This window comes from Bombella dulcis (genome assembly GCF_026385505.1).
Classification (GTDB): domain Bacteria; phylum Pseudomonadota; class Alphaproteobacteria; order Acetobacterales; family Acetobacteraceae; genus Bombella; species Bombella dulcis.
Window position 1 is genome coordinate 1 of the sequence record NZ_JANIDV010000008.1, and the last position, 10,612, is coordinate 10,612.

The following is a 10,612-nucleotide window of genomic DNA, read 5'->3' on the forward strand; positions in this document are numbered from 1 at the left end:
CAATGGAGAGCTGAGGCTGAAAGGTTTCAACCGGAAATACACGTTTGTCTCCGGCTGCGTGCTGGAACTCTCCGCCGTCCCCAATGGTGGCGAGCTTCTGGAAGAACGATCCGTTCACATCCGGTGGGAAAACGTCCTGCCTTCGGGGATTTAAGACATGAAGAGCATTGAATGGTCCCCTGCTGAAGGCCCCGATGCGGGCAAGCAGTTCATCATCACCCGCATGTCGGCCTTCACCGCAGACCGGTGGGCACGCAATGTCGTCCGTGCTCTGGGGCGTTCCGGGGCACGGACACCCCGTGAGGCTCTGGAAAGCGGCATTGCCGGCCTCTCCGGCCAGAGCATGGCCCTCTTCTCCCATCTCAGCGACGAAGAGTGCGACATGGCCTTCCAGGGCCTGATGGACTGCGTGAAAATCCGCCGGGACCCCGGCAATCCATCCGTGGAGCCTGCTCCCATCATTGATGCGGATATTGCAGACGCCAACACCATACCGGCCCTGCGCACGGAGGCGTTCAAGCTGAACGTGGATTTTTTCAGGGCCGCAATCTACCAGATTTACCCAATGATCGCGGCTCTTCGGGGTCAGCTGGTGGACGAAAACCAGCCCGATGCGTGAATGTCTCGGCCCCCCTTTCTCTGGTGATGGGGACACGACTGGCAACACTGCATGAGCTGAAGACCGTCTACGACAGTGAAGACATGTGGCTTCTCTGGGAAATTGCGGCCGTGGAGCGTGTAAATGGCTATTCTTGATGTCCTGACCGTCCAGCTTCTCATGGATGCTGGGGGCCTCATGAAAGGGGCGAAACAGGCGCAGGAAAGCCTGACGAAAACTGAGAAATCCGTTGAAAAAACCGGGAAAAGCCTTGAGGGCGTGGGGAAAAAAGGGGCTGACTCCTTCGCCAACTTCCGCCGGGAAGCTCTGGGGGCCATCGCCCTTTTCACGGGCGGGGCCGGGATTGCGGCGTTTACGCAGGATATCGCTGCCGCCAATACGGCACTGGGCAGCCTGTCCCGGCAGCTCGACATTGCCCCAAAGAAGCTGACCCAGCTTCATGAGGCGGCCAAAGCGGCCGGAGTGAGCCCGGGGGACGTGGACGGATTCTTCAGGAGCATCCAGAGCAAGGCCAGCACCAATGAAGGGTTGGCGCAACTTACGCGCATCAGCCAGCTCACAGGCGTTGATTTCATCGACAAGAACGGGAAGGTCCGGGCAGATGCGCTGGATCAGTTAGCCCATTCCAGAAAGTTCCAGAGCCTCAGCCGTGGCGTGCAGGATCACTATATCCAGCAGCTAGGCGGGAGCACGGACATTACAAATCTGGTCGATCGCAAGGATTACGATGACCTCAAGAAAAGATTTGAAGGCCTGGGCCCCTCCGAGGCACAGATCAGGCAGGGCGAGCAGCTTCTTGCCGACTGGACGGAACTGAAGGCGAACACGGATCAGGTGATGCAGCAGGTCTTTTCAGACCTTGAACCATCAATCCACAATTTCCTTCAGGCACTCATAGCACTGGAGAAAGCACACCCCAAGGAGATCGCCGATGACATAGCAGGGATCGCCTCCGCACTTTCTGTCCTTTCCGCACTCCTGACCGCAAAATCATTCATGCGGATAATCCGGGGGCTGACAGGGATTGGCGGCGGGGCTGGCATAGCCGAGGCTGGCCTTGTTGGAGGAGTTGCCCGTTTCGCTGGTCCTGTCGGCGTTGCTGCGGCCGCCCTCACCCCGCACGAGCTGGGAACGGGCGACGATTACGACATGAGCAAGCCTCGGTCGGTTACCCTGCATCATGTCGATCTCGAACGCCTGACCGGGGCTGTCGCCATGCAGGAGAGCCACGGGAACCCCAACGCTGTCTCACGTGCAGGAGCGCAGGGTTTGCTTCAGCTCATGCCATCAACGGCCCGTTGGCTGGGTGTGACGAACCCGTTTGATGCGGACCAATCATGGGCGGCAGGCCAGAAATATCTGAGCCAGCTTTTGGGGAAATACCAGGACCTCTCAAAGGCCCTCGCCGCTTACAACTGGGGACCGGGGAACCTTGACAAAGACCTGAAACAGAACGGTGGCCAATGGCGGTCATATCTCCCCAGAGAGACATCCGATTACCTCGCCAAGGTTGGCAGGAACTACCAGACGGGCAACGTCGTGCACCACAACACGACGACGAACGCCCCGACGGTAAATGTCGTGGTCAACGGCGGGATGGGGAAACCCGATGACATCCGGCGCATGGCCCGCCAGGGGGCGTCTGAAGCACTGGAACAACACGAAGCCAGTAAGGTGGGATAATGGCAGATTGGAAGGCACCCCTGTCCGGCTTTGCAGGCAGTGCGATAGACGGATGGGCGATCCAGCGGGCAGCACGGCAATGGGGCATATTCCGGCGGTATCAGGACAGGCAGCCCAGCATTGCCGCCCGTGTTCTGGGAGATGATGTCGACAACCTGTTCGGAAAAGGCCCTGATCGCATACTCTCGGCGGCTCATGTGGAAACCCTTGGCATCAACGAATATTCCACCATCTCCAAGTCGCCACAGGAAGACGGGAACTTCTCCAGCTATAACAAGGTGTACGAGCCATTCACGGCAACGGTCCGGTTCATCTGCGATGGTTCCGAAACGGGGAGCATTGCTGAAAATCTTCTCCCGGGGTTCGTCAGGGGCATCCTGGGGGACGGCCCTGACACTGTCCGTAGGGATTTTGTCGCAACACTGGCCGCGCTGGTGAAGGATACGAACCTGTATTTCGTCGCCACGCCAGAGCGTATCTACAAGCACGCCAACATCATCAACTACCGGATCGAGCGGAAATCTGATCAGGGCATCAACATGATCGTGGCTGATGTCGCCCTTCAGGAAGTCCGCAGCACGAAGAAGACCGGATGGGTCACCGTAAGGCACCCGCAGGGGGCGCAGACCCAGAATAACGGGTCCGTTTCACCAGAGCCGCAGGAAGGAACATCATGATCTATTCAATCCCGTTACAGCCTCTTCCGGCGCAGGAGGTGACCTGTTCGCTTTCCGGAAGGCAGGTGAGGCTCTGGGTACGGCAGCTTTCCACGGGGCTGTATCTGGACCTGTGGCTGGATGAGCAGCCGCTCATCATGGGGGCCATCTGCTTCAACGGTGTGGACCTCATCCGCAACCCGGCCAGCCCTCTCCCCGGCAGGCTATTCTTCACGGACACGCAGGGCAATGCAGACCCCTATTACGACGGCGTGGGCAGCCGGTTCATCCTACAATATGACGATGGTGCAGCATGAGCGGAGAACATATCAGGGCCATCCCCAGCGTGGGGTCCTTCACACGCAAGCAGATTGCCGTGACATTCAACATCGTGCGGCCAGATGGCGGCACGGACAGCCTGACGCTTGAAAGCGATTACAGGATCAAGGCCATCGTCTCTCATGCGGGCATGAGCGTGGGCAGCGAGCTAGATATTGAAATCTACGGCATGTCCCTCAACGACATGAATCGCCTGTCCTACGTTGCGAACTATCCCAACGCACAGAACCCCCGTACGGTGAACCAGAGCAACTCCACCGTGATCGTACGGGTGGGCGATTATGGCAGGCCGCTGACGACGCTCTTCATGGGGCTGCTGACGGAAGGCTATGCCGACCTGAACGGCGGCGAGCCGGTCTTCCGTGCCCATGCCATGACCAGCGTTCTTCTGGCCGGAATTCTTCCCGACCCGATAAGCTATCGCGGCCCCCGTTCGGTTGTGTCCATTCTATCCGATATATGTACAGCGTCTGGTTATCAGCTCATCGATCACGGTGGATGGGACCGACATGCCACACTGACAAACACCTATCTTGAGGGGACGACCCTTCAGATGATCGAGAAGGTCATCAAGGCGTGTGGAGGAACATATAACTCCCAACCAATATCCGCCAGAAATGATAAAGATGGTTCCGCCTCCATAGGGCTGGTTGAGGTGTGGGGGCCTACCTACGGCGGGGTAACAAAAAGTGCCCTTGAAGACACGATCCCCCTCATCTCTGTTGAGACAGGCCTGATTGGATACCCGACCTACAACCGTGCGGGCATATCCTTCACGACCCTACTGCGGCCCGACATTGCCTATTATCAGCCCATCAAGATGAAGAACCGTTACACCCCGGCTGGATGGGTAACAGGCACCAATGGTCTGAACCAGCAGGGGCAAAGTGTCGGCAGGGGGCCGTGGGACGGCATCTGGCTGCCCATCAGCATCACCCATGAGGTCACGGCCGAAATCCCGGGCGGGAACTGGCACACCTTTGTTGACTGCCAGCGTACGAATATTGGAGAGAAAATTGCCGTCAAATAACGATATCCCCTATCTGAACCGGGGCGGCTCGGGAGCGAACCTTTCCGCATCCATTGACCGCCGCATCGATGGGCGCATCCGTGACCTTGGTCCTTCCATGCTGGTACAGGTAATGGCCGTCCATGCGGGTGAGGCGTCAATCACAGGGACCGTGGACGTGCAGCCGATGGTCCACCAGCAGGACGCTCTGGGGAGAGCCTATCCCCGGCAGATGATTCACAATGTGCCCTACCTCCGCATCCAGGGAGGCACGTCCGCCCTCATCATAGACCCGAAACCGGGCGACATTGGCTTCATCATCATCTCGGGGCGGGATCACACCCATGCCGTAACCACCCGGGAGCCCGCTCCTCCTGCCTCATTCCGTCAGTTTTCCATGGAAGACTGCGTGTATGTCGGCGGATTCCTGAATAACGGGCCGGATCAGTTCATTCAGGCCACGGATAGTGGATGGCGGATCGTAACACCGGGCACTGTCTCAATCGAGGCAGGAAAAGTGACGGCCAACTGCGATATTGAGACAAGTGGGGATGTGAAAGCAGGCGGCATTTCGCTCAAGCAGCATACGCATGGCGGCGTGCAATCCGGCGGGAGCAGGACCTCGCCCCCTTCTTAATCGAGGTTCTTACGCTCACAGGTGCCAGAATGCTCGATGGAGATCACAAGGTCTTCGTCATACCCTCCACGGTCCGCCCCGCTGTCATAATCAGAAAGAAGCTGATGAACGTACTGGGTGCAGGCACTCCCGGGCTTGTTCTGGGCTGCCCAAATGGCCTTGCTGGCAACATCTGGGGCCATGCCCATCTTCCTGAGTTTGATTTCTCCTTCGGCGCGGTCACGAGCTAGAAAGGCATTCCACTGCTCTTGAGACGGCTCATAAGAAGGGTGCCTGCAATTCGGCTTACATGTCTCTTCCAATGCCTTCCGACTAGCCTCCATCTGCTGCTGCAATGTCAGCGGGGCTGCCGACCAAGCCGTCCCCGCCAGCCCCAGCACGGCGGCGGTGATGATAAGGAAGTGTTTCATGGTCATTCGTCCTCTTCGTTAGAGTGATATATCTCCCGATATAATTTTTCTCTATTGTGAAAATCTTCTAATTCATTTTCTAAATGATCTAAATAATGCTCTGCCTTTCTTAGCTCATACCGAAAGATAGCCCTTTCTATAGGATCAGCATCAGGCGGCAACTTAGCAAGATCCGCCTCTCTTTCTTTTATACTCTGCTGAGCTTCAAAAATATCCCTTTCATAATCATCCTCATCATAGCCATACCCTTTGTTACTATCAAAAAAAGTCGATAGTAACCTCTTACTAACCTCAGCGTTCATGGAACGCTTGGCTAGCTTGGCACTTTCCTCAAGCTTGATTTTGAGGTCATGCGGAATGCGAACGTGAATTTGAGGATCGTTTCTGCTCATAACCCAAACATCTACCAAAATGGTATTGACCGCAATAATACCACGGTGGTACACACTAAATATACCACGGTGGTATAAACAGGAGGCAACATGACAACATGTGCGCTTCATATCCGCATCCCAGCGCAAATAAAGCGTTGGTTGGCGGGTGAAGCTAAGCGAAACGAGCGATCTATCAACGCTCAGACCGTATTCGTGCTGAGGCAGGAAATGGATAAAGAAAAGGCGTTGGGTCCTATCGCCAAACAGACACCCAACGCCTCTGAACAATGAACCTCGAAAGGACACCTTGTGATGAGTAATACCACAACACTGACTATCGCATCCACAAAAATCAATCAGGATGCTGAAGGACGGTTCTGCCTGAACGATTGCCACCGAGCCGCTGGCGGCGAAAATGGGAAACGCCCGAGCCTATGGCTGACAAACAAGCAGACTAAGGAACTTGTTCGGGAAATCGCAGAAAACAGCCAAAGCAAGAATTCCTGCTTTGGCGATTTTCAGCCAGTTTCCACAGTTACAGGCGGCAATGCCCCCGGCACCTATGTCTGCAAAGAATTGGTCTATGCCTATGCGATGTGGATCAGCCCCTCTTTCAACCTGACGGTCATCCGGGCGTTTGACGATCTGGTGCAGGGGAAGATGTCCCGCACCAAGAACATGGACACTACCCTGCCCCTGCGCCGGGCACGTCTGGCTTTCAGTGCTGCTCTCCGCTTCAACAAGCAGATGGGGATGGAAGTCGGACAAGCACGCCTGAAGGCGTTGGCCACAGCAAAAGCCCAAACCGGCATCGATGTTGCCAAGGCGTATGGCTGGGAGGCGGTAAGCCAGCCCGCTCCTGTTCAGGCCCGCACCCTGAACGCCACGGAAATCGGCCAGCACTTCGGCACCAACGCACGGGGCGCAAACCTGCTACTGAAAAGCAGCGGCTACCAGACCGACAGCCGAGATGCCAAAGGGCGGATTGTCTGGACACCTACCGAAAAAGGCCGCGCTTATGCCCGCCTTGAGGACCAGACAAAAGCCCATGCGGAAGGGACAGTGCAGCAGTGGCGATGGTATCCGTCCGTTCTGGATGCGCTGGAAGGTGAAGGAGGCGTAGCATGAGCAAGACCAACGCCTTCACTGCCATCACGCCAGAGGCTCGGCTTGAGCGGCTGCTTTCTTCCTGCCGCCTTGTGCAGCAGAACTGGGATAATCTGATTTCTGCTCTCACCATTGTGGAAGACAGCATCCCAGACCGAGAAAACGCCGGTGTTCCTCTGTCTGGTCTCGTACGCCTGCTTATCAATCACCAGAACGAAGAATATTCGGACTTCGTACAAGAAATTCGCATCGCAGAAGGAGAAGCCGCATGAGCAACATCATTCCTTTTGCCTTCTCCGGCCATGATGTGCGTGTCGTCCAGAAAGACGGTGAGCCGCTCTTTGTGGGTAATGATGTATGCGCCGCTTTGGGATACGCCAACCCCAATGATGCCATCTCTAAGCATTGTAAGGGGGTCGTAAAACGCTACCCCCTTCAAACAAGCGGAGGAACCCAACGGGTCCGTGTCCTGACGGAAGGTGACGTAATGCGGCTGATCGTCCGCTCCAAGCTGCCGGCGGCGCAGGAGTTCGAGGCTCTGGTTTTCGACACCATCCTCCCCACCATCCGCCGTACCGGGGCCTACAACCCGGCTTCCCCCGAGGCCCTGACGGCACAGGAGACCGGCGGCATCATGAAAGGTGTTGTCGCCAAAGCCCTCCGCACGGAAGGGCCAAACATCGTCCGGGCCATTCTGGCCGAGCAGGGCTTCTCACTGGTAGAGGATTACAAGACAGCCAATGCATGGCTGATTGAATACAAGGCGCACCAGAAGGGGCGTTCTGGCCTGACACAGCGGGTGGGGCGCACGCTCCGCAAGCTATGTGAGGAACTGGGCATTCCCCGCCACCGCTGCGCTATATCCGGCAAGTGGCTCTATCCCTCCGCTGTAGCTCGCCCCTTCTTTCAGGGCACCGGCGGACACTGGGTGAGGATGCACAATGCAGCCATAGCCCTTGGTCAGTCCGCCATTCCGTTTGAGGATGAAGCAGCGTAGACGGAAGGTGTTCCCCGCTCATGCGGGGGACAACCGGCGGGAGCAAGACCTCCCCGCCAGGATGACGCTTACCCGCCCAGCTTGCTCCTGTCACGCAGATGGTTCCGCTCAATCAGGATGACATCCATATCCGGGTATAGGCCGTTGCCAGTAGGATGTGTTTCACTGGTGCTTGGGGAAAAACTGATCAAGAATCTTCAATAGCTCCTGTGATGTCATGGCGTTGAAATGAGAGACTGCAACGGCCCCGTCATCTCCCCCAGACTCTGAATGAGAAGCTTTGACTGCCTTGCCCATAGCTTTCTGGTAGGCCATCCAGGCTATAATGGCCTTCTTGAGTGCCGCCCTCGCCTTAGAGCCTTCTTTCTTGGCAATTTCTGAAATCTTGTTATCGAATTCACGCTTGATCTGGTCCACTCGATCGGCAGCATTGCTATCATAATCCTGCTCCTCTGTATCCCGCATGGCCTGCATGAGACGTTCGCTCAGATCATTGATCGTATCAGCCTGGGCAGCCAAAGGCGTACCCAACAGCCCCAGCACCAGACTTAGCACTATGCCTATTCTCGTCACGATAATTCTCATGGCGTCGCCTCCTCGCCTTCCTAACACCCACTAAAGATAGGGGAGATTCCCCAACGTTGCAGTTTATGACCACTCTAGTTCCGGCCGTTCCTCACGGCTTTGCACCCCTTGCCCAGCCATACCTGAGACTTCAGACTCTATACAGTTCATCTTCTAGTTTTCTCTAAGGCTATAAAAAGAATCCCTTATCCCCCTTTTATAAAGGGGTTCCTCACCTTAGCGAGGATACCATCCCAGCTAACTGCCGACGAAATTCGTCATCAGCCGATATTTGCCTCCCATGCGGAGATAAGCAGACAGGCAGTAGTGCATGATAGTATTATTCACAACCAACAACAGTGTTTGCACACTCCATGGTCGTGTTCCCCGCCTGTGCAAAATGCTGGGCTGGACCAGAACATTTTAGCAGCTAAATATTAAAACCTTCCCATCTAAGGGAGACTCATGGCCCATCCCCGCTATGTGTTCCAAAGAAATTCTTCCATATTTTGTATAATCGTCATACAGTGATTCGTGCACTATATGTGCACAGCATGAGACACACTTCACACCTAAGAGGATTTGTGATGCCCCATATCGTCAGACACATCTGCCAGAGTGTCATGGGTGTGTTTACTGCCATGTATTCCCTTGGCGGTGAGCCCGCCTCTTACGCAGCCACGTCAGCCAATTCTCTTACAGCTGCGGCATGGAGACAAACTGGAGCTTCCCTGCGAGCTGCAATAAAAGAGGCAGACAATACCTACGCAGAAGAAAAATCCGCATCCACCAAATGACTGACTCTGAAGAAGCACCTCCTAGGAAGTATTCTTCTCCTGCCGGTGCAGCAAAGGTCCACACCATTTCCCTTGGCGGAGAGAACTTACAGACTGGAATCGTTCAGGCCTCTAAGGTTGTTCACACCCAGAAACTACACGTTGGTCCTCTACCATCTGCCAGTGATTTGGAAGCTTATTCGAAGATCGGTAAGAATGGTGAAGTACTGGATCTTATCTTGGCAATGGCCAGAAAAAACAATGAAACACAAAATGATACGGCTTATCGTGCGCAATGGTTCGCTTTTTTGAGTGATATCTCCCGAACCTTCATAGGCCTCATTTTCGGTCTTGGCTGTCTGTCCGTTGCGTACAAACTAGCCATACATGACCACATGTACGTGGCCGGCATTGTAGCTACGACTACCCTCCTAATTGGCTTAGCCGTTCTAGTGATAAGAACCTTGCCTACCAAAGCTGGCCCTCCGTCACTCTCAAAAAATGATGAGAAGTAACTGCAAACCCTCCCCCACCGGGAGGGTTTTTTTTATGCCCGGAGCACCCATGAAAACCCTCTCCCTCACCGATGACTGGGACCTCACACTGGACAGCACCGGAAACCTCGTCGTGCTGAACGACAGGGCCGCCATGCTCCAGGACGTATGCTCCGCCGCCCGCACGTGGCTGGGCGAGGTCATTTACGATACCGGGCAGGGCATCCCCTATGACACGGACATTCTCCGCTCCGATGTGGACCTCTCCTTCTATGCCTCGGAGATCGAGGATGCGGCCATGTCGGTCCCCGGCGTCGCAGCGGCCACATGCCATCTCGCCAACCCCACCAGAGAACGGCAGCTAACAGGCGTCATCCTTGTAACATTCACGGACGGGAGCACGGACCATGCAAAATTCTGATTTCATGACGAATGTCCCATCCCCGTCCCTGACCGATGCGGGTTTCACAGCCCCTTCCGAGCAGGACATCCTTGCCGGAGTTCTGGCGGACATGAATGCCGCTCTGGGTGGGGGAGCCAATACGGCCCTGTCCACCCCACAGGGGCAGATTGCGATCTCAGAAACCGCCATTCTGGGCGATTTCCTCTCGGCCATGCTGGCCGTTTTCAACGGGGTGGACCCCGCCTCTTCCTCCGGTCGGATGCAGGATGCCATAGGCCACATTTACTTCATGGACCGACGCCCCGCCACGGCCACGACCGTCACGGTTCAGGCCGTCGTGAATGCGCAGGGCCAGACCATACCAGCAGGCACGGTTGTGGCGGAGGGCACCGACGGGAGCCTTTATGTGGCTCCACAGTCAATAACCCTGCCCCAGACCAGCACGGCCAGCCTGGACCTGACATGCCAGACATCCGGGGCCATCACTTGCCCCGCCAGCAGCCTGACGCTCTATCAGGCGGGGCTGGGTCTGGCGTCCCTCACG

17 protein-coding genes are annotated in these 10,612 nt (G+C 56.0%); 14 read left to right on the plus strand and 3 right to left on the minus strand.

The genetic code is table 11. The features are described 5' to 3' along the window. Nucleotides 1–157: 157 nt before the first annotated feature. From NQF87_RS08405 to NQF87_RS08435, 7 genes are read left to right on the plus strand one after another with little or no spacing between them, the layout of a single operon-like run. The gene (locus NQF87_RS08405; RefSeq protein WP_266127965.1) at nt 158–619 is read left to right on the plus strand and encodes a phage tail assembly chaperone; all 462 of its coding nucleotides are present in this window, start codon (nt 158–160) and stop codon (nt 617–619) included. Continuing rightward, entirely contained in the window at nt 616–756 is a 141-nt protein-coding gene (locus NQF87_RS08410; protein WP_266127966.1) for a hypothetical protein, read from the plus strand. Before NQF87_RS08405 ends, NQF87_RS08410 begins: the two co-directional genes overlap by 4 nt. After that, nucleotides 743–2,302 carry a lytic transglycosylase domain-containing protein gene (locus NQF87_RS08415; RefSeq protein WP_266127967.1) on the plus strand — a complete coding sequence of 520 codons (1,560 nt, stop codon included), beginning with the start codon at nt 743–745 and terminating at the stop codon, nt 2,300–2,302. The genes NQF87_RS08410 and NQF87_RS08415 overlap by 14 nt, the downstream gene beginning before the upstream one ends. Continuing rightward, nucleotides 2,302–2,979, plus strand: coding sequence for a hypothetical protein (locus NQF87_RS08420; RefSeq protein ID WP_266127968.1), 678 nt, complete (start codon nt 2,302–2,304; stop codon nt 2,977–2,979). The genes NQF87_RS08415 and NQF87_RS08420 overlap by 1 nt, the downstream gene beginning before the upstream one ends. Further along, a complete protein-coding gene (locus NQF87_RS08425) occupies nt 2,976–3,275 on the plus strand; it encodes a phage baseplate plug family protein (protein ID WP_266127969.1) in 300 nt (99 codons plus the stop codon). Before NQF87_RS08420 ends, NQF87_RS08425 begins: the two co-directional genes overlap by 4 nt. Further along, nucleotides 3,272–4,327 (plus strand): hypothetical protein, encoded by a 1,056-nt coding sequence (locus NQF87_RS08430; protein WP_266127970.1) that lies wholly within the window; start codon nt 3,272–3,274, stop codon nt 4,325–4,327. The genes NQF87_RS08425 and NQF87_RS08430 overlap by 4 nt, the downstream gene beginning before the upstream one ends. Further along, nucleotides 4,314–4,943: a Gp138 family membrane-puncturing spike protein gene (locus NQF87_RS08435; protein ID WP_266127971.1), complete on the plus strand. Its 630-nt coding sequence runs from the start codon at nt 4,314–4,316 to the stop codon at nt 4,941–4,943. Before NQF87_RS08430 ends, NQF87_RS08435 begins: the two co-directional genes overlap by 14 nt. Here NQF87_RS08435 and NQF87_RS08440 read toward each other — a convergent pair. Then, a complete protein-coding gene (locus NQF87_RS08440) occupies nt 4,940–5,353 on the minus strand; it encodes a hypothetical protein (protein ID WP_266127972.1) in 414 nt (137 codons plus the stop codon). The two genes, NQF87_RS08435 and NQF87_RS08440, sit on opposite strands and share 4 nt — an antisense overlap. A 2-nt stretch (nt 5,354–5,355) precedes the next feature. Then, nucleotides 5,356–5,745, minus strand: coding sequence for an Arc family DNA-binding protein (locus NQF87_RS08445; protein WP_266127973.1), 390 nt, complete (start codon nt 5,743–5,745; stop codon nt 5,356–5,358). Nucleotides 5,746–5,835: 90 nt separating this feature from the next. On the opposite strand from NQF87_RS08445, the gene NQF87_RS08450 reads away from it, so the two are divergent. The 4 genes from NQF87_RS08450 to NQF87_RS08465 are packed head-to-tail and all read left to right on the plus strand — an operon-like array spanning nt 5,836 to nt 7,831. Then, nucleotides 5,836–6,018, plus strand: a complete 183-nt coding sequence (locus NQF87_RS08450; protein ID WP_266127974.1) for a hypothetical protein — start codon at nt 5,836–5,838, stop codon at nt 6,016–6,018. A 21-nt stretch (nt 6,019–6,039) separates the two neighbouring features. Further along, nucleotides 6,040–6,855 carry a KilA-N domain-containing protein gene (locus tag NQF87_RS08455; protein WP_266127975.1) on the plus strand — a complete coding sequence of 272 codons (816 nt, stop codon included), beginning with the start codon at nt 6,040–6,042 and terminating at the stop codon, nt 6,853–6,855. After that, the gene (locus NQF87_RS08460) at nt 6,852–7,106 is read left to right on the plus strand and encodes a hypothetical protein (RefSeq protein ID WP_266127976.1); all 255 of its coding nucleotides are present in this window, start codon (nt 6,852–6,854) and stop codon (nt 7,104–7,106) included. Before NQF87_RS08455 ends, NQF87_RS08460 begins: the two co-directional genes overlap by 4 nt. Beyond that, nucleotides 7,103–7,831, plus strand: coding sequence for a BRO-N domain-containing protein (locus NQF87_RS08465; protein WP_266127977.1), 729 nt, complete (start codon nt 7,103–7,105; stop codon nt 7,829–7,831). Before NQF87_RS08460 ends, NQF87_RS08465 begins: the two co-directional genes overlap by 4 nt. A 162-nt stretch (nt 7,832–7,993) precedes the next feature. On the opposite strand, the gene NQF87_RS08470 is transcribed toward NQF87_RS08465, so the two are convergent. Beyond that, nucleotides 7,994–8,416 carry a hypothetical protein gene (locus NQF87_RS08470; RefSeq protein WP_266127978.1) on the minus strand — a complete coding sequence of 141 codons (423 nt, stop codon included), beginning with the start codon at nt 8,414–8,416 and terminating at the stop codon, nt 7,994–7,996. A gap of 772 nt (nt 8,417–9,188) precedes the next feature. Between NQF87_RS08470 and NQF87_RS08475 the strand changes: the two genes are divergently transcribed. The 3 genes from NQF87_RS08475 to NQF87_RS08485 form a co-directional block, all read left to right on the plus strand. Further along, nucleotides 9,189–9,686: a hypothetical protein gene (locus tag NQF87_RS08475; RefSeq protein ID WP_266127979.1), complete on the plus strand. Its 498-nt coding sequence runs from the start codon at nt 9,189–9,191 to the stop codon at nt 9,684–9,686. Nucleotides 9,687–9,720: 34 nt separating this feature from the next. Further along, nucleotides 9,721–10,086 (plus strand): hypothetical protein, encoded by a 366-nt coding sequence (locus NQF87_RS08480; protein ID WP_266127980.1) that lies wholly within the window; start codon nt 9,721–9,723, stop codon nt 10,084–10,086. After that, on the plus strand, nt 10,073–10,612 hold a 540-nt coding region (locus tag NQF87_RS08485; protein ID WP_266127981.1), incomplete at its 3' end, for a baseplate J/gp47 family protein. The genes NQF87_RS08480 and NQF87_RS08485, both read left to right, overlap by 14 nt.

Coding starts and splice junctions, on each gene's coding strand:
- NQF87_RS08460 (WP_266127976.1), top strand. CDS start 6,852: ATGAGCAAGACCAACGCCTTCACTGCCATCACGCCAGAGGCTCGGCTT.
- NQF87_RS08415 (WP_266127967.1), top strand. CDS start 743: ATGGCTATTCTTGATGTCCTGACCGTCCAGCTTCTCATGGATGCTGGG.
- NQF87_RS08440 (WP_266127972.1), bottom strand. CDS start 5,353: ATGAAACACTTCCTTATCATCACCGCCGCCGTGCTGGGGCTGGCGGGG.
- NQF87_RS08470 (WP_266127978.1), bottom strand. CDS start 8,416: ATGAGAATTATCGTGACGAGAATAGGCATAGTGCTAAGTCTGGTGCTG.
- NQF87_RS08450 (WP_266127974.1), top strand. CDS start 5,836: ATGACAACATGTGCGCTTCATATCCGCATCCCAGCGCAAATAAAGCGT.
- NQF87_RS08455 (WP_266127975.1), top strand. CDS start 6,040: ATGAGTAATACCACAACACTGACTATCGCATCCACAAAAATCAATCAG.
- NQF87_RS08475 (WP_266127979.1), top strand. CDS start 9,189: ATGACTGACTCTGAAGAAGCACCTCCTAGGAAGTATTCTTCTCCTGCC.
- NQF87_RS08445 (WP_266127973.1), bottom strand. CDS start 5,745: ATGAGCAGAAACGATCCTCAAATTCACGTTCGCATTCCGCATGACCTC.
- NQF87_RS08480 (WP_266127980.1), top strand. CDS start 9,721: ATGCCCGGAGCACCCATGAAAACCCTCTCCCTCACCGATGACTGGGAC.
- NQF87_RS08405 (WP_266127965.1), top strand. CDS start 158: ATGAAGAGCATTGAATGGTCCCCTGCTGAAGGCCCCGATGCGGGCAAG.
- NQF87_RS08465 (WP_266127977.1), top strand. CDS start 7,103: ATGAGCAACATCATTCCTTTTGCCTTCTCCGGCCATGATGTGCGTGTC.
- NQF87_RS08430 (WP_266127970.1), top strand. CDS start 3,272: ATGAGCGGAGAACATATCAGGGCCATCCCCAGCGTGGGGTCCTTCACA.
- NQF87_RS08425 (WP_266127969.1), top strand. CDS start 2,976: ATGATCTATTCAATCCCGTTACAGCCTCTTCCGGCGCAGGAGGTGACC.
- NQF87_RS08420 (WP_266127968.1), top strand. CDS start 2,302: ATGGCAGATTGGAAGGCACCCCTGTCCGGCTTTGCAGGCAGTGCGATA.